22 protein-coding genes and 1 pseudogene are annotated in these 22282 nt (G+C 55.5%); 5 read left to right on the top strand and 18 right to left on the bottom strand.

Annotation, left to right across the window (positions count from 1 at the left end; all coding sequences use genetic code 11):
- The first annotated feature begins 4 nt into the window (after positions 1-4).
- Complete coding sequence (locus tag V8L70_RS19905) at positions 5-766, top strand: M15 family metallopeptidase (protein WP_198555994.1); 762 nt, start codon at positions 5-7, stop codon at positions 764-766.
- A gap of 16 nt (positions 767-782) precedes the next feature.
- Here the strand turns inward: V8L70_RS19905 and V8L70_RS19900 are convergent, their stop codons facing one another.
- The 4 genes from V8L70_RS19900 to V8L70_RS19885 all read right to left on the bottom strand — a co-directional run bounded on the left by V8L70_RS19900 (position 783) and on the right by V8L70_RS19885 (position 3805).
- Complete coding sequence (locus tag V8L70_RS19900; protein ID WP_101145509.1) at positions 783-1550, bottom strand: amino acid ABC transporter ATP-binding protein; 768 nt, start codon at positions 1548-1550, stop codon at positions 783-785.
- Positions 1543-2208: an amino acid ABC transporter permease gene (locus V8L70_RS19895; protein WP_101145508.1), complete on the bottom strand. Its 666-nt coding sequence runs from the start codon at positions 2206-2208 to the stop codon at positions 1543-1545. The genes V8L70_RS19900 and V8L70_RS19895 overlap by 8 nt, the downstream gene beginning before the upstream one ends.
- Positions 2209-2232: 24 nt before the next feature.
- Positions 2233-2874 carry an amino acid ABC transporter permease gene (locus tag V8L70_RS19890; RefSeq protein WP_101145507.1) on the bottom strand — a complete coding sequence of 214 codons (642 nt, stop codon included), beginning with the start codon at positions 2872-2874 and terminating at the stop codon, positions 2233-2235.
- A gap of 73 nt (positions 2875-2947) precedes the next feature.
- The gene (locus tag V8L70_RS19885) at positions 2948-3805 is read right to left on the bottom strand and encodes a transporter substrate-binding domain-containing protein (RefSeq protein WP_101145506.1); all 858 of its coding nucleotides are present in this window, start codon (positions 3803-3805) and stop codon (positions 2948-2950) included.
- Positions 3806-4038: 233 nt separating this feature from the next.
- On the opposite strand from V8L70_RS19885, the gene pdxR reads away from it, so the two are divergent.
- Positions 4039-5526, top strand: a complete 1488-nt coding sequence (pdxR, locus tag V8L70_RS19880) for a MocR-like pyridoxine biosynthesis transcription factor PdxR (RefSeq protein WP_101145505.1) — start codon at positions 4039-4041, stop codon at positions 5524-5526.
- A gap of 8 nt (positions 5527-5534) precedes the next feature.
- Here the strand turns inward: pdxR and V8L70_RS19875 are convergent, their stop codons facing one another.
- Positions 5535-6884, bottom strand: a complete 1350-nt coding sequence (locus V8L70_RS19875) for an aspartate aminotransferase family protein (RefSeq protein WP_232774582.1) — start codon at positions 6882-6884, stop codon at positions 5535-5537.
- A gap of 210 nt (positions 6885-7094) precedes the next feature.
- Here V8L70_RS19875 and V8L70_RS19870 point away from each other — a divergent pair, with 210 nt between their 5' ends.
- Positions 7095-7856 carry an SDR family NAD(P)-dependent oxidoreductase gene (locus V8L70_RS19870; RefSeq protein ID WP_008959273.1) on the top strand — a complete coding sequence of 254 codons (762 nt, stop codon included), beginning with the start codon at positions 7095-7097 and terminating at the stop codon, positions 7854-7856.
- On the opposite strand, the gene V8L70_RS19865 is transcribed toward V8L70_RS19870, so the two are convergent.
- The 11 genes from V8L70_RS19865 to ltnD form a co-directional block, all read right to left on the bottom strand.
- On the bottom strand, positions 7853-8791 hold the full coding sequence (locus V8L70_RS19865; protein ID WP_008959272.1) for a GGDEF domain-containing protein: 939 nt from the start codon (positions 8789-8791) through the stop codon (positions 7853-7855). The genes V8L70_RS19870 and V8L70_RS19865 overlap by 4 nt on opposite strands.
- A 289-nt stretch (positions 8792-9080) precedes the next feature.
- Entirely contained in the window at positions 9081-9956 is an 876-nt protein-coding gene (locus V8L70_RS19860) for an NAD(P)-dependent oxidoreductase (protein WP_101145503.1), read from the bottom strand.
- A 30-nt stretch (positions 9957-9986) separates the two neighbouring features.
- Positions 9987-11447 carry an aldehyde dehydrogenase family protein gene (locus V8L70_RS19855; RefSeq protein ID WP_101145502.1) on the bottom strand — a complete coding sequence of 487 codons (1461 nt, stop codon included), beginning with the start codon at positions 11445-11447 and terminating at the stop codon, positions 9987-9989.
- A gap of 52 nt (positions 11448-11499) precedes the next feature.
- Entirely contained in the window at positions 11500-12777 is a 1278-nt protein-coding gene (locus V8L70_RS19850; protein WP_101145501.1) for a TRAP transporter large permease, read from the bottom strand.
- A complete protein-coding gene (locus V8L70_RS19845) occupies positions 12774-13337 on the bottom strand; it encodes a TRAP transporter small permease (protein WP_101145500.1) in 564 nt (187 codons plus the stop codon). Before V8L70_RS19845 ends, V8L70_RS19850 begins: the two co-directional genes overlap by 4 nt.
- 65 nt (positions 13338-13402) lie before the next feature.
- A complete protein-coding gene (locus V8L70_RS19840; RefSeq protein WP_101145499.1) occupies positions 13403-14416 on the bottom strand; it encodes a TRAP transporter substrate-binding protein in 1014 nt (337 codons plus the stop codon).
- A 105-nt stretch (positions 14417-14521) separates the two neighbouring features.
- Entirely contained in the window at positions 14522-15484 is a 963-nt protein-coding gene (gene denD, locus V8L70_RS19835; RefSeq protein WP_101145498.1) for a D-erythronate dehydrogenase, read from the bottom strand.
- Between the two features lie 67 nt (positions 15485-15551).
- Positions 15552-16349 (bottom strand): 2-oxo-tetronate isomerase, encoded by a 798-nt coding sequence (gene otnI, locus V8L70_RS19830; RefSeq protein ID WP_101145497.1) that lies wholly within the window; start codon positions 16347-16349, stop codon positions 15552-15554.
- A 60-nt stretch (positions 16350-16409) separates the two neighbouring features.
- Entirely contained in the window at positions 16410-17069 is a 660-nt protein-coding gene (gene otnC, locus V8L70_RS19825; RefSeq protein WP_101145496.1) for a 3-oxo-tetronate 4-phosphate decarboxylase, read from the bottom strand.
- Positions 17066-18364, bottom strand: coding sequence for a 3-oxo-tetronate kinase (gene otnK / locus V8L70_RS19820; protein ID WP_101145495.1), 1299 nt, complete (start codon positions 18362-18364; stop codon positions 17066-17068). Before otnK ends, otnC begins: the two co-directional genes overlap by 4 nt.
- A gap of 5 nt (positions 18365-18369) precedes the next feature.
- Entirely contained in the window at positions 18370-19302 is a 933-nt protein-coding gene (gene ltnD / locus V8L70_RS19815; protein WP_101145494.1) for an L-threonate dehydrogenase, read from the bottom strand.
- Positions 19303-19459: 157 nt separating this feature from the next.
- On the opposite strand from ltnD, the gene V8L70_RS19810 reads away from it, so the two are divergent.
- Positions 19460-20539, top strand: a complete 1080-nt coding sequence (locus tag V8L70_RS19810) for a LacI family DNA-binding transcriptional regulator (RefSeq protein WP_101145521.1) — start codon at positions 19460-19462, stop codon at positions 20537-20539.
- 68 nt (positions 20540-20607) lie between these two features.
- Here V8L70_RS19810 and V8L70_RS19805 read toward each other — a convergent pair whose 3' ends face one another.
- Complete coding sequence (locus V8L70_RS19805) at positions 20608-21501, bottom strand: LysR family transcriptional regulator (RefSeq protein ID WP_101145493.1); 894 nt, start codon at positions 21499-21501, stop codon at positions 20608-20610.
- Positions 21502-21683: 182 nt separating this feature from the next.
- Here V8L70_RS19805 and V8L70_RS19800 point away from each other — a divergent pair, with 182 nt between their 5' ends.
- On the top strand, positions 21684-22007 hold the full coding sequence (locus V8L70_RS19800; RefSeq protein WP_101145492.1) for a hypothetical protein: 324 nt from the start codon (positions 21684-21686) through the stop codon (positions 22005-22007).
- A 161-nt stretch (positions 22008-22168) separates the two neighbouring features.
- Here the strand turns inward: V8L70_RS19800 and V8L70_RS19795 are convergent.
- Positions 22169-22282: pseudogene (locus V8L70_RS19795) on the bottom strand (IS630-like element ISHsp2 family transposase); the annotation flags it as partial.

The raw sequence follows: 22282 nt of genomic DNA, 5'->3' as shown, positions 1-22282 counted from the left end.
CTCAATGCCTTTGAACACACTATTGAAGGCCTTGCCGCCTATCCCAAGCCATCCAGCACCCTGCTGGGATCAGCTGCGCCTTGCGCCTATTGAAGATAACGGTGAGCGCCTAGTGCCGATGAGCCTTGCCCCTGCACCGGTCAGCGTGTTCCCTGCCTATGCTCGGCTGGGCATTCCTGGTGCAGTACCGGAATGTTTTGTACGTGAAGGGGTTTATCGGGCGCTACTCGCTGCAGCACGCAGTTTACCCGATGGCATCGGTTTAATCGTACTGGATGGTTGGCGGCCATGGCGGGTACAACAGTACTTGTTTGATACCCTGCATGAGGCCATCCACCATCACAATCCAGATCTAAACGAAACGGAGCTATTGGAGCGTACAAGAGAATTCGTATCTGTACCCAGCCGCGACCCTTTAGCCCCCAGCCCTCACCTCACCGGTGGTGCTGTCGATGTCACTCTATGTGATGCCGATGGCCTGCCGCTGGATATGGGCACCCTGTTTGACGAGGCGCTTCCGGCCTCGCATAGCGACTATTTTGAACATCTGGAAACCCTGGCCCCGCAGCAACATAAGGCGCGAGATCACCGCCGCCTGCTCTATCACACCATGCACAAACAGGGCTTCACCAACCTGCCTAGCGAATGGTGGCACTTTGATTTTGGCGATCAGCTGTGGGCCTACTACGGAGCCCATGATAATGCGCAGTACGGCCCGGCTGAGCTGGACACCATTGAAAACCGGTGGCGGCGGCAGCTGGGTTAGCCAGTCGGTATGACGCTCACACGGCAGGCGCTTCTAATTCCAGGAAGCGCCTTACGCGGTCGGTTTTCGGGTTTTCGAAAAACTCGCTGGGGTGAGATTTTTCGATAATGATGCCCTTATCGAGGAAAACCACCTGATCGGAGACAGCTCTGGCGAACTCCATTTCGTGGGTCACCAGCACCATGGTATAGCCCTCTTTCGAGAGGTCTTTGATAACCCCAAGCACTTCACCCACCAGCTCGGGATCGAGCGCCGAGGTCGGCTCATCGAACAGCATGACTTTCGGCTGCATGGCAAGCGCCCTGGCAATCGCGACACGCTGCTTTTGCCCGCCTGAAAGTGTATAGGGGTATTGCTCGCGTTTGTCGGCCATGCCGACTTTTTCCAGCAGCGCCATCGCCCTCTCTTCTGCCTCGGCCTTGCTCAGTCCCTGGACATGGATTGGCGCTTCGGTGACATTGCGCAGCACGCTAAGATGCGGCCAGAGGTTGAATCCCTGGAACACCATGCCCAAGCGCGCGCGCATACCCGCTAGCTCGCGTCGCGACATGTGCTTGCCGCTGTTGCTGACACCAATGCGATCGCCGTCGATACGGATATCACCATGGTCAGGCTGCTCCAACCAGTTGATACAGCGTAGCAGCGTGGATTTGCCCGAGCCGGATGAACCCAAAATGCTCACTACCTCTCCAGACTGCACCTCCAGCGAAACGTCCCGCAGCACCTCGGTGCCATCAAAGCTTTTGGATAGTTTGCGAATACTAACTGCGGCGGTCTCAGGCATTTTCGAATCCTCGCTTGGCGCCAAAACGGCCAATCATTTTGATAAATAGCTCTAAACCAATGCTGATCAGCCAGTAGAAGCCGATCACCACAATGAAGGCTTCCATGGGAATGAAGTAGGTGCTCGACAGGCTGCTCGCCGCCGCGGTAAGTTCGCGCACGGTGATAATCACCAAGAAGGCGGTATCTTTAAGCAGGATAATTAGTTGATTGCCCAGTAAGCCGCGGGTTTTTAAAATCAGCTGGGGCAAGATAATGCGCATAAACATCTTGGGCTGAGAAAACCCCTGCGCGATGGCAGCCTCTACCTGCCCTTGCGCGAACGTAGCGCGGCAGCCGCGCAATATTTCCGCGAAGTAAGCGCCGTGATACATCACCAGGGCGATAATCCCTGCCGTCCAGGCGCTCATGCGGATGCCTGCGCTGGGCAGGCCGTAATAGAGTAAATAGGCCAGAATCAGAAAGGGCAGCATGCGCATGCCGTCAATAAAGATGCGCAACGGTATTTTTAAGCGCGGGCGCGAACCCTCTAACAAAAACACGATCCCGCTACCCAAGATAAACGCCAGCACTGCAGATAACCCAAACAGTTTTAAGGTGTTATAAAAACCGTTTAAAAACACATCATACGATGACCAAAGAATATCCCAGTTACTCATAAAGGCTCCCCTTTGTTGACCATGTTAGACGGCCAATCGGCTGGCTTTGCGCTCAGCCACGCGCTGCAGCCATACCAGCAGGCTGATGATCAGCATATACAGGGCCGCTGCGGCTAAAATAGGCGGCAAAGGGTCGTAGGTAACCGCTGAAATGCGGTTGGTCACACGAGTAAGGTCGACCACACCGATCACCGCAATGGCGGGGCTGCCTTTGATCAAAAACGACATCTCATTGACTAGGCCCGGCAGGCTGGTAATGGTAATTTGCGGCAGCATAATACGGCGGAAGTAGACCCATGGGGTCATGCCAATGGCCAGCGCCGCTTCGCGCTGCTCTTTGGAGAAGTTATTAAACGCGGAACGCCATATTTCGGCGTTAAAAGCAGTGGTATTGAGAGTTAACGCAATGATACCGGCCACATTGCGATTAAGGTTAACCCCCATAGTCGGTGCGGTTAGAAAGATGAACAGCACCAGGGTTACCAGCGGTGTTGCCCTCGCTAGGCTAATGTAAACGCCTAGCAACTGATGCAGGACAGGAATTTTAGCCACCCTGAGCAAGGCAATTATCAGCCCCATTATGACGCCGATGGCAATAGAGATGCCGGATATCCATATGGTTGTCCAGGCGCCCTGAATGAGCAGCCCCCATGCGCTACTGTCCATGCTCACCTCCTAATTCGCTCAATAAAATAACAGCCGCCCGATACTGCTCTGGGCGGCTGGCGAAGGTGATGGCTTACATACCGGCCATTTCGTGGAACTCTTCCACTGAGGTGATGGGGGTTGTCGGTAGGTCGTCAAAGGACTCGCCAAACCACTCTTCCTGCAGCTCGGCCAGGCGGCCAGAATCACGCAGATGGCTCATAAAATCCGTGATATAGGCCAGCAGCTCTGGGCTGTCCTTGGGCATAGGCCAGGCAACATAGCCAGGGCCCGAAACGGCTTGGCCCGCTTCAAATACATCAGGACGCTCACTAATCAGGTCATTCACCGGCACGATGGAATTAATCACGTAATCGACACGACCATTAGCCAGATCAGCGTAAATCTCTGGATAGGCTTCATACTCCATTACCTCACCCAGTTCGCCGCCGCTCTCCTCTAGCATGACTTCCAGTTCAGGCAGGCGTGACAGCAGCGCGCTACCCGCTTGGACGCCTAGCGTCATACCGCTTAAGTCTTCAATGCTGTTGATACGATCATCACCTGCCCGCTTGATGTAAAAATGCTGGGCGGAGGCAAACGGCGGTGCATAGTTAAACACCCGTAGACGCTCGTCGGTGACCGAAGCACCGGTAAGTGCCATGTCGTACTGACCCGATGAAACCGATGCCAACAGCCCTGTCCACGGTAAAATATCCTGGCGGACTTCGAAATCCGCGTACTCTTCTAGTTCGATCTTTATATCTTCGATAAAACCATCGGGGTCACTGCCGCTCATAAAGTTAAACGGGGCGTAATTATCTTCGGTAGCCACGCTTAGGTAGCCACGGCTCTCTATTTCTTCTAAATCCGCAGCGCTAGCCGTCAGTGACATGCTCAGTGTAAGTGCCCCAACGCTCAACGCGGAGGATAATGCCACTATTTTTTTCATCGCCTAATACTCCCAGAGTGAACAAAACATTACTCGCCGCAGTGCATCTACAAAGTGTTCGTGAACGTTTCGGCGACATGCTGAAGATGACTTCACCCTAGTTTTTTATCCTCTCAACGATTAGAGCCAGTTAGCGTAAATTAAAAGGACAGTTACCAATAAGAGAACTGGCACGAAAGATGCTTATGTTAAGTTGCTAAGTAGAGAAGGGTTTGTCTAAAGAGGAGATTTGCATGACAACGCTGTGTCTTGAGATTGACCCTAATGCCGCCACCTGCCTGCAAGAACAACTTCGCGAAACGCTACTGGAAGCGATTCGCAAGGGAAGCTTGCCCGGCGAGGATGCACTTCCCTCTTGCCGTAAACTTTCCCAACAGCTGGGTATTTCACGTAACACTGTGGCGATTGTTTACGAGAAGCTTGTTGAAGACGGCTATTTAATCAGTCGTCCCCGAAGCGGTTATTACTTGCATCCTGATTATATCGAGTCTCTTTCAGAACTTAATGCCTCGTTAAGTGCCATCAACGAGAATAATAAAGGCGTAATCGCTGCACCAAACTGGCACAAACGCATTACGCAGCGCCCTACTAACTACCAAGGCATACTCAAACCAGGCAATTGGTCAGAGTATGCGTACCCATTTATTTATGGCCAATTAGATACGCGACTGTTTCCGTTAGCTCAATGGCGCGATGTTTCACGGCGTTTATTAAGTTCGCAGCGCGATAAACCATGGCTACGTGACCGCATCGATCAAGATGATCCGCTACTCATTGAACAATTACGTAAACGCATCTTACCGCGCCGGGGTATTTTCGCTCGCTCAGAAGAGATCCTCATCACCATGGGGACTCAGAATGCACTCTACTTGATTGCGCAACTACTCTGTCATCGGGGCACCCAAGTGGCCCTTGAGTCCCCCGGTTACCGCGAGGCAGTGAATGTTTTTGCTCATCGCGGCGCCAGCCTGCAGTTCCAAGCCATGGACACAGAAGGTATGCGCTTGGAAGGCGCTCAGCAGTGTGACTATCTGTATGTTATGCCCAGCCATCAGGTGCCGACAGGCATTACCATGAGCCGAGCGCGACGAGATGCTCTATTGGCCCAACTCCCTCACCGTGACCAGATCGTCATCGAGGATGATTATGATGCTGAAATTCACGGTGATCAGTTCGCCCTTCCGGCACTTAAAGCCAGTGCGCAGAGCGCGCGGATTATCTATATGGGCAGCTTATCTAAAGCGCTCTCGCCAGGGCTGCGCATGGGCTACGTGGTAGCGGATCCCGAATTGATCGACGAGCTACGGGCACTGCGACGCATGATGTACCGCCATCCACCCGCGGCCTTGCAGCACCAGTTGGCGCAGTTTATTTCCCAAGGCTATTACGAGCGCTACCTCAAATTGCATGTGGAAGAGATTGACCGACGACGCGACGCCATGCGATTGGCCATTGATCACTCAATACCCGGTTGCCGCAGCCACAGCAGTCGCCGTTCCAGCGCCTTTTGGATGGAGGCCGACCCTGGCATCGATACCCAGCGCCTTGCGTGGCATGCTGCCCAGCGTGGCGTACTGATTGAACCGGGCTTTCAGCACTTTTTCGATGCCGCTCCCCCGCGCCACTTTTTCCGTTTGGGGTTCGGCGCTATTGAAATGCAGCGTATCGACCCAGGCATACAGCGCCTGGGCCTTGCCTACGATAACGCTTTAGCTACGTAGCTAAACTCTCATTGACGTGATGCGGCGTACCCTTCAAAGACGCGCTCTAGAATTGCCAAGCCCTCTTTCACTTCTTCTGCCGTCACAATACACGGTGGCACCACATGAATACGGTTTTCGACAGTAAATACCAGCAGCCCCTCCTCCATCAGTAGCTGCTTGAGTTTCAGCACCTCTGTGCCAGGCAATGGCGTTTTACGCACCGGATCGCTCACTAACTCCAAGGCATGGAATACGCCCACACCTCGCCAATCACCAATGATGGGGTGGCGCTCGGCAAGCTTTTTCAGTCCTTCAGCTAGCGGCCCATTCCCGATTTTATCGGCATTCTCTACGATTCCCTCTGCGTCCATGGCGTCAAGCGTAGCGACAATGGCCGCCATCGCCAGCGGGTGGCCGGAATAGGTCAGACCGCCGACAAAAAAGTGGTCATCGAAATAGCGTGAGATAGGGTCTGAAATAATCACGCCACCGGCAGGCACGTAGCCAGAATTAACGCCTTTGGCAAACACGATCAGATCCGGCGCCATGTCGTAATGCTCAAAGGCGAACCAGCGCCCCGTGCGGCCGAAACCGGCCATCACTTCATCAAGAATCAGCACGATGCCGAACTCGTCGGCGAGCTTTCTAACCCCCTGCAGGTAGGCCTTGGGGGGCAATAGTACCCCAGCGGTACCAGGAATCGTTTCCAGCAGAATGGCCGCGACGGCGTTGGCACCTTCGCACTCAATCACTCGGCGCAGATGCTGCAGCGCGCGCTCACACTCCTCCTCTTCATCCCGCGCCCAAAACTCGCTGCGATAAAGGTATGGATTGAAGAAGTGCACGTGCCCACTGGCATACTCATTGGGCACCCGCCGCCAATCGCCGGTGGCAGCAATCGCTGAACCGGTATTGCCGTGATAAGAGCGGTAGGCAGAAAGTATTTTGGTACGCCCGGTATAGAGCCGCGCCATGCGGATGGCATTTTCATTGGCATCCGCGCCCGCGTTGGTGAAAAACACCTTGCTGAAACCAGCGGGTGCTTTGGCAATAATGCGCTTGGCTGCCTCACCGCGGGCAAGGTTGGCATGGGCGGGTGCAATGGTACACAGGCTGGCGGCCTGGGCTTGAATCGCGCTCACCACTTTCGTGTGTTGGTGACCGACATTGGTATTCACTAATTGACTACTAAAATCCAAATACGACTGTCCTGCATAATCCCATACCCGGCAACCTTGAGCGCCCGCGATAACCATTGGGTCTAAACTGCCTTGCTGTGCCCAGGAGTGGAACACATACTGACGGTCCAGGCTGTGTACATAGCGGTTATCCACATCCTGTTGGGTTGAGTAAGAAACGGCAAGATTGGCATTCATAACAAGCACCCTGTTTAATCCATAAGGAAATAGCGTGCTTGCCAGCCTAGTGAGTTCGACCCATTAAGCTGTAGGGCCAATCATCACGTACCCAGGGGACAGATGCGATGTCACACCGGCTATTGCCAACTGGCTCTAGAGGCTTGAGCCAGTGTTGCTTACAGTGAACACTGTTGTTTTAAATGTGTTTATAAACATGGAGATATTATAATGCCTAGCGTACTTATCACAGGAGCTACTTCAGGGTTTGGTAAAGCGGCAGCACAGCGCTTCGCCAAAGCAGGCTGGTCATTGATCCTCACCGGTCGCCGCCAGGAACGCTTGGATGCACTGGAAAAAGAGCTAAGCCAGCAGGTTCCAGTACTTACACTGGCACTGGATGTCCGCGACAGCGACGCAGTGACTGACACTATTAGCAACCTGCCGGAAAGCTTTCTGCCGCTGACGTGCCTGATCAACAATGCAGGGTTAGCGCTAGCGCCGGAGCCAGCGCAAAAAGTCGCGCTGCAGGATTGGCACACCATGATCGATACCAACATCACCGGGTTGGTCAACGTCACCCACGCGGCATTGCCGCTACTGCTCAAAAACAGCGAAGGTGCGAGCATTCTTAATTTAGGCTCAGTCGCAGGCCAGTGGCCGTATCCGGGCGGGCATGTGTATGGGGCGTCAAAAGCGTTTGTTCAGCAGTTTAGTTATAACCTGCGCTGCGACCTGCTAGGAACAGGTGTCCGCGTGACCGATCTTGCCCCCGGCATGGCAGAAACCGAGTTTACGCTGGTAAGAACCAAGGGCAATCAGGCCGCGTCAGACGCGCTTTATAAAGGAACAACGCCTCTTCAAGCGGAAGATATTGCCGAGCAGCTTTTCTATCTAGCGACACTGCCCGCCCATATCAATATTAATCGGTTGGAAATCATGCCGGTGCGGCAAGCGTGGTCAGCATTTGCCATTGACCGCGACCCGGCTTAAGCCTGCTTCGCTGAAGACAACAAGCCGCCTGTTGATACCCGGTCACGCCCTTTATTTTTAGCGAGATAAAGGGCGTTATCGACTCGCTTCATGACGCTTTTAACCGACTCTTGCGAATGAACCTCTACCACCCCAAAGCTTGCCGTGACGCTGCTTTGAAGCGGAAAAGCGGTATGTTTGATCGCGCCTCGGATTTTGTCGGCAAGCCGTACAGCCTGTTCAAGCGAGGTTTCAGGCGCTAAAAGCATAAACTCCTCACCGCCCCAGCGCGCGCAGCAGTCTGCTTTACGCAAATTACGCTTCAGCAGATCGGCAAGCTCCATTAGTACTTGGTCACCGACACCGTGCCCATAGCTATCGTTGATATCTTTAAAGTAATCAAGATCAAGCATGATTAAAGATAAGGGACGAGAGTAGCGGTGCTGTCGGTTGAACTCGTTTTTAAGCACCATATCGAACTGCGATCGATTAACCAATCCAGTCAGCATATCGGTCGTTGCTAACCGCTCAAGCTGAGCCTCTTTTTCCATCTGCTCAGTAACATCGCGCTGGGTTAATACCAGCGTGAACTGCCCATTATGGCATGTCCCCATCGCCGTAATTCGCCACTCAACATGACGGCGTTTGCCATCATGATGGCGGGATACTTCGCGACCACTGATGCCTTCAAAAGCACCGTGAGCACTGTCTTTTAGCGGGTGTAGTGCTTCAAGCAGCTGTGCGAAAATATGGCGGTTAGCGGCTTCCTGCTGCACAACCACGGGGGGAGCACCCAACCACGCTTCGCGGCTGCCACCCCATAAACGCTGGTAGTCAGTATTGACATCGACGATGTGGATTCCTGGCGAGCCGGTCTGCACGCTCAGAATCGCCACCGCGTGGCCTGGCCGATCGCCATCTGCGTCCAACCCTGGACGCGAATAGTGCTGGTACATTCTATTTACTCATCCCTGTGAAATAGTCGTGCGGTCATATGGCTAAAACATCATAGCTGCCATATTGTTAGGCATCAGCACCATTGCCATATCTATGCGGGTACTCACCTCTGCCACCGCGGGATTTCACGCCATATTTAACACCAAAGTTACTCTAATGATATTATTCATTACAATTCATTAACATAACGTAGGCTATGTCTCCCCAAAAAACAAATACCGATAGGGTCTTTTGTTCAGAACATGCTTTTCAGCAATGGCTGCGTCGAAGCAGGCATTCACCGCCAAACTAGCTCCGCTGCTCCAATACGCCGATCACTTCAGGCACCGCCAGCGAACTATCGCCGATTGATGTATAAAGCGCATGAACGGCTCCGGCAACTCCACGCTCTACTCCCAGCTCATTGGTCATGGTGTGATAGTAACCGAGGTCCTTGCTGGCATTGGCAACCGTAAATCTGAAACCCGAAGGGTCATTTTCAGCAATGTAAGGGCGTAACCGCTCAAGCACCACCCCGCCCCCACCGCCGGCCCCAAGCACCTCTAGTAAGGCGGTATCACTTATCCCCGCTTTGCGAGAAGCAGCCGTGGCTTCGGCGAGTACCGCAGAAAAGCCTAACGAGACAAAGTTATGCAGCAACTTAAGGGTGTGGCCTGCGCCGACGTCACCCGCATGGGCAATATTTTCAGCAAAGCCCTCCAGTAGCGGCAATATTTCATCAAACAGCGCCTTCGGGGCGCCGACAATCAAGTTAAGTCGCCCTTCCGCCGCTTCTTTAGGCGTGCGCGTCATTGCCGCATCCATAAAGCGCCCGCCCACCTCCGTGACTCGGGCAGCGACTTTTTCTGTTGAACTAGGTAGAGCAGTGGAGCAATCCACAACAACACTGCCAGGGGTTAGGCCTTCTAATACACCGTTGGGTTCAAACAGCACGGCTTCTACTTGAGGTGAGCCGGTAACGCACAGAATCACCACCTCTGTGCTCTGTGCCACTTCCCGACCAGAACTCAGCGCGGTGGCGCCAGCGGCCACTAGGTCATCCACTGGCTGATTACCCGGGTGTTCAAGAAAAAATACCTGATGGCCTGCACGTAGCAGGCTGCTGGCGATCCCATGGCCCATCAGGCCCACGCCGACGATGCCTACCTGGCGAGATGTTGTCATTGTGATAGCTCCTTTTAAGTAGATGGCGTGCTAGCCGTGCTTGATAGCGACGGTCTTGATCCGTGTATAGCTTCTCAGCCCTTCAAAGCCCTTTTCCCGGCCATGTCCTGAACGTCCAACGCCACCAAAGGGTAGCTCTACGCCGCCGGCAGCGCCGTAGTTATTGATGAACACCTGACCACTACGAATACCTTTCGCCAAGCGTAGCTGACGTCCGCCGTCACGCGTCCAGATACCGGCACACAGGCCAAAATCGGTGGCATTAGCGAGTGCTAGCGCTTCGGCTTCGTCCTCGAACACCTGCACCACCAGTACCGGCCCGAACAGCTCTTCGCGCAGCACTTCATGACCGTCCGGAATATCGGTCAGCAGTTGAGGCAGTACAAAGTGGCCACCAGCCGGTGCGCTCGGCGCTAGCTCTCCTATGGCCGCAACGCGAATGCCATCGGCTTTGGCCGCCGACAAACGTTCTTCCAGTTTGGCTTTTTGGCGCGCATTGATCAGCGGGCCACAGTCGGCATCGGCTTCACCTGCATCACAGCGCAAAGCAGCAAAGCGCTCACAAAGATTTGTTATCACGCTATCGGCGATTTCACGCTGCACCAGCAGGCGGCTACCCGCTGAACAGGTCTGCCCGGCGTTCTGAACAATGCCGCGCACCACTGCCGGAAGCGCTGCATCAAGATCCGCATCGGCAAATACGAGTTGAGGCGATTTCCCACCTAACTCCAACGTGACAGGCACATGGTGCTGGGCAGCCGCTTGGGCGACATGGGTACCGGTCTCCGGTGAGCCGGTGAAGGAGAGATGGTCAATTTGGGGATGGGCGGCAAGCGCTGCGCCTGCTTCATATCCAAGCCCTGGCACAACGTTGAGTGCACCGGCAGGGAGGCCATGGCTCACCGCCAGTTCTGCCAAGCGCAGCACGCTCAAACAGGCATCTTCGGCGGGCTTAAGCACCACGCAATTGCCTGCTGCCAGCGCGGCAGCCACGCAGCGTCCGAATATCTGAGAAGGGTAGTTCCAAGGAATAATCTGGGCACATACGCCGTAAGGCTCGCGCAGTGTCATGACCGCGAAGTCGGTTTCAAAGGGGATGGTTTCACCGTGAAGCTTGTCCGCCGCACCGCCATAAAAGCGGAAGTAGCGAGCACAGGCGGATATATCCCCTTTGGCTTGCGTCATCGGCTTGCCGGTATCGGCGCACTCCAGCTGGGCTAACTGTCTGTGGTGCGCCTCGATCACATCGGCAAAGCGCAGCAACCACTCGCTGCGTTGCCGGGCCGACCAGCGAGACCACTCTCCTAACTGGCCACAAAAGGCCCGACGCGCTGCCTGAACGGCGGCATCAACCTCTTCTACTTGGCTACGCGCAATACGCGCTAAAGGCTCACCCGTAGCAGGGGCTTCTACCTGAAGCGTAGCGGCGGTTGTTACCCACTCTCCACCAATCAGCGCCTGCTGTGGTGGCAAAGTCATTGAATGCGACATTAAACACTCCTTTTATTGTCGTTGTTTTTGCTCACTTTAAATAACGACTTACCTAACCATAGAAGATGTTCACCAGCCCCATGGATATCCAAGGCATATAGGTAATCGCCATGAGGCAGGCCAGCACCACCAGCACAAAGCGCACCAGCCAAGGCAGCATCTGATCGATCGAAATTTTGGCGACCGCACAGGCAGCAAACAGGTTAACCCCCAGCGGTGGCGTGATCATGCCAAGGGCCAAGTTAACCACCATGACTAGGCCAAAATGAACCGGGTGAATACCGAACTGAATAGCGATTGGCGTCAAAATCGGCGCCAGCACCAAAATAGCGGCGGAAGTTTCGATAAACATGCCGACAACCAACAGTAACGCATTGACCACCAAAAGAAACATCAGCGGGTCGTTGATGGTGTTGGTGACCAGGGTAGCGATTTGCGCGGGCAACCCCGTACGGCTTAGGAGAAAGCTGAAGAGCGAGGCCGCAGCAATAATTAACATAACGGCGGCTGTAGAAATAACGCTCTGGCGCATAATCGGCCACATGTCATCAAGCTTCAGCTCACGGTAGTAAAAACCGCCGACGATCAGGGCAAAAAATACCGCCACAGCGGAAGCTTCAGTAGGGGTAAATATCCCGCCGTAGATACCGCCGATAACGACCACTGGCATCAGCATGGCCACCCAGGCACGCTTCACCGAGACCATAAAACCGGTGCTGTCTTTATAGTCGTCTTTGCCGTAGCCCCGTATCTTGCAGAATAGATACAGGAAGATAATCAGCGCGCTGCCGATCAATATGCCGGGGCCAATACCGGCGAGGAACAGCTGGCCAATGGACGTATCGGTACTCACGCCATACAGAATTAGCGGAATCGACGGGGGTATAAGCACGCCCAGCTCAGCGGATGACGCCTGAATGGAGGCAGCCAAGGGCTTAGGGTAGCCATGTTTTACCATCGCCGGAATCAAGATGGCGCCAATCGCAAAGGTAGTTGCCACGCTGGAACCGGACACCGCTGCAAACATCATGCAGGTCAACACGCAGGACATCGCTAGCCCGCCCTGCACGCGCCCAACGATGGATTTGGCCAAGTCGACTAACCGTTGAGATATCCCCCCCGCCGCCATCAAGTTACCGGCAAGAATAAAAAACGGGATCGCCATAAGCGGGAATTTATCGATGCCGATAAACATCTGCTGCGGTACTAATAGCAGCGGCAAGCGGGTAAAAAACCCAATGCCAATAATGGATGCCAGAATAATAGAAACGGCAATCGGCACCCCGAAGGTAAATAGAATGATCAGCGACAGGCCAATAACCATATTCATGGCTGCACCTCCCGCTCAGGCCGCGGCGCATCCTGGGATGTTTCAGCCTCCGGCACGATCTCGCTATTTTCAGGACCTACCTTTTCCCGGCCAGCAAGCTGTGCGAGCAGCCTCGCCACTACGGCAACAATGGCAAAGCAGGAGCCCGTCGGAATCGCCGCATACGCCCACGCCATCGAAATATTCATTCCCGACATGGTTTGATTGCTTACCCGCATGGTCATTTGGATGCCGTAATGGATCAGCACACTAAGCACCAGTAAGCAGCACACCACAATGGCGACTTCCAGTAGTGTCAAAAAGCGCGCGGGCACTACCTTATAAACCACCTCCACCGCCATCATATAGCCACCCCGGAACGTGGCAGCCGCCGCCAGGAAAACGCACCAGATCATCGCCGCACGGGAGGCCACTTCCGTCCAGGTCGAGGGCGCATTGAAGACAAACCGGGTGAGCACTTGATAAAAACTGAGTGTCACCGAGATCGCCAGCATCGCCACTGCAAGCAGCATCGCGAGCCGGGTTAACTGGTGCTCAAAACGAAGAAAGACCGCTAGCATAAGAATTCACCATGCCAAAGCGGCCTCCGGTATGCCGGAGGCCGAGGTGGGGAAGCCAGGGTTACTTAACAACCGCTGGCTGCTTCCTGAACGCGCTCAAGCATTTCAGTGCCGTATTCCGAGGTAAATATCTCGTAGGCAGGCTGTACAGCCTCCTGGAAGGGGGCGATATCGATATCGGTTTTTACCGTCATGCCATTCTCTTCCAGTAGTGCCACCCCTTCACGCTCTAAGCGCGACACCTCTTCGCGGGTCGCTTCGGCAGACGCCGCAGCAGCTTCCATAAACCAGCCACGCTCCTCATCACTCAAGCCGTCCAGCAGAATGGGCGACCCCAGCACGATGGCCGGTGAGTAAACGTGGCCTGTTAGCGAGAGGTAGTCCTGCACTTCCCAAAAGTTGGTGGCAACGATGACGGTAATCGGGTTTTCCTGACCATCGACGGTGCCCTGCTGAAGTGCGGTGAACAGCTCAGGGAACGCCATCGGTGTTGGGCGGGCGCCCATCTGACGGAACGCTTCCTGGTGTACCGCGTTCTCCATGGTGCGTACGCGCAGCCCCTCGGCATCGGCGGGCGTGGCGATCTCGCGTTGGCTATTGGTTAGGTGGCGAAAACCATTTTCAGACCACGCCAAACCCACCAAGTCATGCTCGCCCATTTTTTCCAACAGCTCATCGCCCAGTTCGCTATCCAACACGCAGCGAGCCTGGTCGTAGTTTTCAAACAGGAACGGTAGGTCGAGCACATAACTTTCCGGTACGAAGTTACCCAGCGGGCCCGTGGAGGTAATCACCACGTCGACCGTACCGATCTGTAGACCTTCGATCATCTCCCGCTCGCCGCCCAGCGACCCAGAGGTGTGTTCGGTGACCGTGAACTCGCCATCGGATAATCGCTCCAGTGTCTCCTTAAACGCATCAGCACCTACCGAGTAGTGCGAAGTCGAGGAGAGTGTATGGCCCAGGTTCACTTCCGTCGCCGCGTGGGCTTGAAGTGCGATATCTGCCGTGGCGATACCGCTAATCGCGGCCACCAGAACATGGCGCTTGAGCGTTGGAGTCATGTGTTGCTTCGTCATTGTCGTGCCCTCTTTATATTGTTGTGAGGGTGGTCGTTGGGGCAACTTACCGCGCCTGCGGGTGTCGCCCAGGCAGTTTCCTACCGCTTACGGCAGGGCAGAAACTCACTTCGATTCAGTTACGAACGCATCAATGATCTGCTTGAAGTTGTCATCGCCTACAAAGCCAAGCTGCTTGGCTTTCGTGGTTTCAAACCGGGCGGGCCAGCTTGCCACAATGGCTTCAATGCGTGGGTCGGGTTCATGGCGTACCAGTGAAAGCGCTTTTTCTCCCGCGACGTCACCCAGCGCTTTAAGCATTTGGGCCACCGTGACGGTGATGCCCGGCAGCATAAAGGCTCTAAAAGGCGCCAGCGCCTCACTTGGCACCTCAGCACCATGGATTAGCGCATCCACCACCTTGCCTGGCGACATCACAAACATCGGAAACTCAACGGGCACCGGGCAAACCGCCTCTTCGCCATTGAGCGGCTCACGCAGAATGCTGGAAGCAAAGCTGGAGGCCGCGGCGTTTGGTCGGCCAGGACGAATCACAATGGTCGGCAGGCGCAGCACTAGGCCGTCGATAAGCCCACGGCGGCTGTAATCGTTGATGAGCAGCTCACACATGGCTTTTTGGGCGCCGTAGGAGTTTTGCGGATGGTGGGCCGTCATATCATCCAACACTTCCGGCAGCTCACCACCGTAGGCCGCCACGGAGCTGGCCATAATCAAGCGAGTATCGGTCAGTGACTGCTCCCGGCAGCCTTCCAACAGCGCCCGCGTGGCATCGAAATTAACCCGCATACCGAGTTCCAAATCGGCTTCTGCGGCAGAGCTCACTACCGCCGCTAGGTGATAAATAACATCAGGGCGTTGCTCCAGTACACTATCCAGTGCGCCGGACTCGGTAATATCCAGCGCCCTTGATGCCACGGCGACGCTTCCCGCATCAGGCAACGGTGCTTCTATCTGATCAATCAGTGTTAGCCGGGTAATCGGCTGCTGGCGAAGCTCACCTCTAGCCAGCAGCTGTTGCACTAACCGCTGGCCTAGAAAGCCTGCCGCACCGGTAATGGCGATATGCATCGTTTTTCTCCTATGCACTGTTGTTATTGTTTGTGTTTTTCTCGTTTGTTATTTGGCCTGGCGGATATCAGTGAGTGGTTAACCCCCAAGCTTTGCCCCACCCTAGCCCCGCACGGGTTTCTGCCTTGGGGCGATACTCACAGCCGATCCAGCCGGAGTAGCCCAGCGCACTCAATCGCTCAAAAATGGCGGGGTAGTGCACTTCTCCAACATTCGGCTCGTGGCGCTCGGGCACACCTGCCACTTGGATATGGCCGATGGCGCTGAACTGGCGTTCAAGGTGGCGAATCAAATCGCCATCCATGATCTGGCAGTGGTAGAGATCAAACTGTAACTTGAGATTTTCCGCCCCCACTTCTACCAGCACTGCCATGGCTTGCGCTTGGCGAGACAGGAAAAATCCCGGCATATCGCGGGTATTGATGGGTTCGATGAGTACCTCTCGACCGACTTTTGCCGCCTCACCCGCCGCAAAACGCAAATTGCGAACATAGGTCGCCTGATGCTCAGCTTTCGTCGCAGCATCGGCACCTTCAGGTAACAGGCCAGCCATGGCATGCACGCGGGGGCAGTTGAGCGCCTCGGCATAACGCAGTGCCTCTACCACCGAGTCACGAAATTCCCCTTCTCGGCCAGGCAGGCTCGCCAGCCCCCGTTCCCCGCCATCCCAATCTCCCGGCGGCAAGTTGAACAGCACCTGTTCCAGCTGCGTTTCCTGCAGCGCATGGCGCAACTCTTCCGGGGAAAACGCATAAGGAAATAGATATTCGACACCTTTAAAGCCCGCGTCCGCAGCGGCCCCAAAGCGATCGATAAAGGCGTGCTCGTTAAACAGCATGCTGAGGTTGGCGGCTAATCGAATCATCGTGGTGCTCTTGTTGTTAAGTACGTCATTGTTAAGTGCTCAGTTTTAAATGAAATAGTATTAATCTCGTGGAAAGCGCGCTTCTAACTCGGCTACCTGCTCGGGCGTTAACCCCCGAGGGTTCTCGCCTCGCAACAGTAGATAGAGCTTGGCGGTCTCTTCCAGCTCTTCGGTGGCGTACACCGCCGCCTCAAGATTTTTCCCCGCTACCACCGGGCCGTGGTTGGCCAACAGTACCGCGCTATGCTTGCCCGCTAAGCCCCGCACTGCATCGCCCAGTTTTGGGTCGCCGGGCATGTGGTAAGGCACCAGCGGTAGCTTGCCCACCCGCATCACGTAATAGGCGGTCAGCGGCGGAATGCAGTCGCAGGGATCGACTTCCGGCAAGCAGGAGACCGCCACCGAATGGGTAGAGTGCAGATGTACGATAGCGCCGGACTGCGGGCGCTCTTCGTACATCGCCATATGTAGAAACTGCTCTTTGGTGGGCTTATCGCCACTCAACAGTTGGCCGTTGTTATCCAAATGGGAAATGCGCGCCGGGTCTAACCTTCCCAAACAGGCGTTGGTCGGTGTCATCAGCCAGCCGCCATCGTCCAGCCGTACGCTGATATTGCCGCTGGAGCCCATGGTCAGGCCGCGGTCAAACAACGATTTGCCCAGGGTACTGATCTGCTCCCGCAAGCTGTTCTGGGGATGGCGATGCAAGTGGATGCTCATGCCAGCACCTCAAACGCCCGGGTAAAGAAATCGACGCCGCCGAAGTTACCGGACTTCAGCGCCAACGACAGCGGCGCATCGCGACCGGCTAGCGGGGCTTGGGTCCAGGGCACGCCGGGGTCGATCTGCTCGCCGATGCGCAGAGTGGTAATGCCCAGCGCCGAGACTACCGCACCGGAGGTTTCGCCCCCGGCGACTAGTAACCGGCCTACGCCTTCGTTCACCAGCGTGACTGCCAGTTGGCTCAGCGCCTCTTCCACCAGCGCGCCCGCACGTTCTACCCCTAGGGCTTGCTGGGCATCATTCACCTTGTCAGGATCAGCCGAGGCGTAAAGCAGTACCGGCGCCTGTTCAGATAAGCGCTGTCGCGCAAACGCCAACGCATGCGTTTGCTGTTGTTCGTCTTTCGCCAGCGCCAAGGGATCCAGGGCAAAACCGCCATTAGGATGCTTGACCAGAAAATCCGCAACCTGGGCCAGCGTGGCGCGGGAACAGCTGCCGGAGAGCACCAACGCCCCGCCCGAGGCAGGCGATAAACGCCCCGGTTCAGTGATGGTGGCTAACCAGCCCTGGGCACGGTACTGGGCAGGCAATGCCTGCCCCAGGCCAGAACCGCCGGTGACCAAGGGCATTAACACTGTCGCTTCGGCCAGTACGTCCAGATCCTGCTCATCCAGGGAATCACAGATCACATGGCGAACGCCTTGTGCTTCCAGCGCAGATAAATGGGCACGGGTTGACGTTGATCCTTGGGCAAGCACTGCGCGGTTGGCCAACCCCACCGGGTGCGGCGTTTGGCGGGCAAGCACGCGCACTAAGTCCGCATCCTGCATAGGGTTCAATGGGTGGTGCTGCATGCCGCTGTCGTTGAGCAAGCGATCACCCACAAACAGATGGCCTTGGTAAACCGTACGCCCATTGATTGGAAAGGCGGGCACCATCACCGTTTGGTGCCCGCCCAGAGCTTCCAATAGCGCATCCGCCACCGGGCCGATATTGCCCTGGTCGGTGGAGTCAAAGGTGGAGCAGTACTTAAAAAACAGCTGGCGGGCACCCTGCTTTTGCAGCCAATCTAACGCAGCGAGCGAATCATTCACCGCCTCATCCACCGGGCTGGAGCGGGATTTAAGCGCCACGACTACCGCATCGATATCAGCGAGGTCGATCTCTTCTTGCGGCACGCCAATCACCTGCAGGCAGCGCATGCCGCCGCGCACCAGGTTATTAGCAAGGTCGGTGGCCCCGGTGAAGTCGTCGGCAATAGCGCCTAATACGATGTTCGATCCCATACCCATTTTTATCAGGCTCCCTGGGCATCGTTGGCGGCTTCCGGCAAGGCGATGCCGGAGAGCCGCTGATAAACCTTGATCACCGCTGAATCATCTTCACGGCCAAAGCCTGCACCGCTGGCAGCGGTAAACTGCTGCAGTGCACTGGACGCCACCGGCGTTGCCAACGCCAGCTCGCGGCCGGTTTGATGCACGATATTGAGATCTTTAACGAAGATATCCACAGCGGAAAGCGGCGTGTAGTCACCACTCAGAATGTGCGGCACGCGGTTCTCGAACATCCAAGAATTGCCCGCTGAGTGGGTGATGACGTCATAAATCACCTCTGGGTCGAGCCCCATACGAATCCCCAGCGCCATAGCTTCGGCGGCGGTGGCAATATGTACGCCAGCCAGCAACTGGTTGACCAGCTTCATACTGGAGCCCACCCCGGGGGCATCGCCAAGGCGATAGACCTTGGCGGCCATGGCATCAAGCACTCCCTGCGAATACGTGAAGGCTTCTGGTGCGCCGGAGGCCATGACCGATAGCTCACCGCTTTTGGCTTTCGCCGCGCCGCCGCTAATCGGCGCATCCAGCATCATTAAGCCCTGTGCCGACAAGCGCTCACCCAGTTGCTTGGCTTGACTGGGGGCCACCGTGGCACACTGCATAATCAGACTGCCCGGTGCCAATTGGCTGGCCACGCCCTGCTCTCCGAACAACACCTGCTCAACCTGAAGGCCGTTAACGACAACCACCAACACAATATGGCAGTGAGCAAGCTCGGCAGGTGTTGCAACACTTTTGCCCCCTGCCGCCACGAAGGCATCGCGAGCGTCTACAGAAATATCGCAGCCCGTGACGTTAAACCCGTGTTGGAGCAATACGGTAGCAGTGCCCATGCCCATGGCACCCAGGCCAATAACGCCTACTTGAAGTGATTGTTGATCGTGTTGACTCACCTGCCGACACCTCGCTTTGTTGAAAGTGTTGTTGTTTTTGTTGCTATCGTCGCGGTGTTATTAAAAGCGTCATGGTAGCGCTGTCATGATAGCGCTACCATTCGTTTTAGATTATTCTCTGCATAACGACAAGCTGAACATTAGGGCCCTGCGACCAATGTCTAAAGACTCGCCTAACGCTGACTCGCGCGCCAAAAATGTGACAACGCCTGCCCTGCCTAACAACGCTAGGCAGCGACGAAGCTCAGACCAAGTCACGCTCAGCCAAGTGGCACAAGCGGCAGGGGTATCGCCGATTACAGCATCGCGAGCACTGAATTATCCCGATAAAGTTAGCGATAGCGCAAGGCGAAGCGTTCTTCAGGCCGTGGAGAGCTTGGGGTACGTACCCAACTTGGTTGCCGGTAGTCTGGCCTCATCCCGATCACGGCTGATTGCCGTGATCGTGCCATCACTGATCAACAGCGTGTTTGTGGAAGTCATCAAGGGGCTGCAGGAGACGCTGGAAGCCGAGGGTTATCAGATACTGCTGGGTAACACCGACTACGATCTAGACCGTGAGTATCAGTTGGTGCGCACGTTTTTAGGCTGGTCATGCTCTGCACTGGTCACCGCTGGGCTGCGCCATAACTCCGCGTGCCATACGCTGTTGGCCAACTGGGATCACCCCATCATGGAAGTGATGGAGCTAGGACAAGGCATGGATCTTAACGTCGGGCTGGATCACGTGGCCGCCGGCCGCTGTATGGCTACCCATCTGATCGACAAAGGCTACCGCCATATAGTTTATGTGGGCGCACGCTTGGCTCAGGACTATCGCGCCAGCATGCGTTTTGATGGACATAAAGCGGTGCTAAAGGAGAAAGGGATCGACGCCCCACTACTGGAACTAGATACCCTGGGCAGCCTGCAAGCGGGTGCGGAAGGACTGGCCCGAGTGCTCGCGCAATATCCCCATACCCAGGCCATTCACTTTGCCAACGACGACCTAGCAGCAGGCGCCCTGCTGGCTGCTCAACGTCAGGGTCTAAACGTGCCTGGGGATATCGCCATTGCCGGGTTTAACGGCCTGCCACTTGGACAGCACGTGACGCCTCAGCTCACGACCATTCTCTCACCTAGAGAAGAGATGGGCCGCCTCGCCGCCAAGGAGCTTATACGGCGACTAGGCGGCAAAAACGTCTATCGCCGCCAGCACGATGTGGGCTTTACGCTTCAAATCGGCGGCAGTACTTAGGCTCAAGCACGATAGACAGCGCTGGAGCCAGACAGATGTTCATATATCGATGTAATTAAAATATGAACTCACCCCTCCCGAAAGGCCTCCACCACCCGCTCGGCCAACACTTCGCTGGCATCGCCACTGCCAGGCCGTTTAACCAGCGCTACCTGATAATCACCCAATGGGGGTAGCGATTCGTTAGTGAGACGTTTGAGCGGGGGGCGAATCAAGCTTTTCGGAAACGGTGAAATGGCCAGATCTGCCAACATAGCGGCTTCCTGCCCGGCACAGTGGTCGCAGGAGTAGGCAATTCGGTAATTCATCCCGGCGCTATCCAGTGCTTGGAGTGCAATTCTACGCCATGCACACCCCTGTTGAGCCAGTGTCACCGGTAGCGGCGAACGTTGTACGGCAACACCATCCTCCCGGCCCGCCCATACCAGCGGTTCGCTATGCACGATCTCGCCACGCGTCGCCTGCCCAGGTTCCCCCGCCATCACCAGGGCCAAGTCAAGTTCCGCCTCATCCAATCTAGCAAGCAGCTCTATGCTGCGACCAACAACGACATCGACCTGCACGGCCGGATGTGAGCGCGCAAACTGGGCCAGTACGGTGGGCAATACACGCCCAACAACGTCATCGGTAATGCCAAGCCCTACACGCCCTTCCAGTGTGGGCGCCAGGAACTGCGTCACCGCCTCGGCATTGAGTTTCAGCAGCCGTCGGCCATAACCAAGCAGCACTTCCCCCTCTGCCGTCAGGCGCACGTGGCGCGCTTCGCGTACAAATAGCGTCTGTCCCAGTGTCTCTTCCAGGCGTTTGATCTGCATGCTCAGTGCGGAAGGGGTCCGAAACAGCTGCTGGGCAGCGCGAGTGAAGCTGCCACTTTCCGCAATCGTTACAAAGCTGCGCAGCACTTCACTATCCAGTAGCGGCAAGGCAGTCCGGCTGCTCACCACATTCGTTAGCTGATTCATCACGCCACCTTTCAGAAAAACTTAAGGCACAGTGTAGTTCTTTTCGTTTGATTGATCCAAGGCTGTGCACCAAGCTAATTATCAGAGGTCGCGACCCTCCTTCTTATTAACGTTAGATGACACCCCCTTCAGCAGGCGTGCAGGCGCTGTGGCTTAGGGCAGGTGTACGATGGAGGTGTGCCATGAATCACGACAACCCTACCCGACATGCTCAGTATGCTTGGCAGCAAGCCAGCCAACTGACGCCACCGCCTAAACCGCCCCGGCTGGAGTTTTATATGCCAGCGATGCCATCGCTGACCTTGATTCACAGGCTTGAAATGCGCTGGTGGCGCTACCGTCGTCGGCAGCTTTTTCGCCGCCACGTCTTGCCCCTACTAGCCTACGACGACCAAGTATTGCGGGATATTGGCCATCGTCGGGAAGCTATTCTCTGGGCCAATCAGCTGCCACTGAGCGTCGATGCCATTCAAGCGTTAGAAGAGCAGAGCAATCATTGGCGTTAAAACTTAACTTATATATATTTATCGCCCATGCATTCCTTGCTAGCTTTAAACCGTCGCATGGATTTGCGACGGTTTATCTTTTTATCAGCATGGAGCAAATCATGATTATTAAAAACGCTAACGAGCTTTTCGTTCGGCTACTTTCTGAGACAAATAAGTGCCTATTCAAAATTAATCGCGTGATCAGTTCCGTAACCACCGAGTAAGCGGTGTACCTCTTCATGTAGACGTTCAAACGAGAGATAGGCACTCAAGGGCAGCCAGGTGTACTTCAT

Source organism: Vreelandella arctica (assembly GCF_037070215.1).
Lineage (GTDB): Bacteria > Pseudomonadota > Gammaproteobacteria > Pseudomonadales > Halomonadaceae > Vreelandella > Vreelandella arctica.
This window is presented reverse-complemented; position numbering and strand designations above follow the sequence as displayed.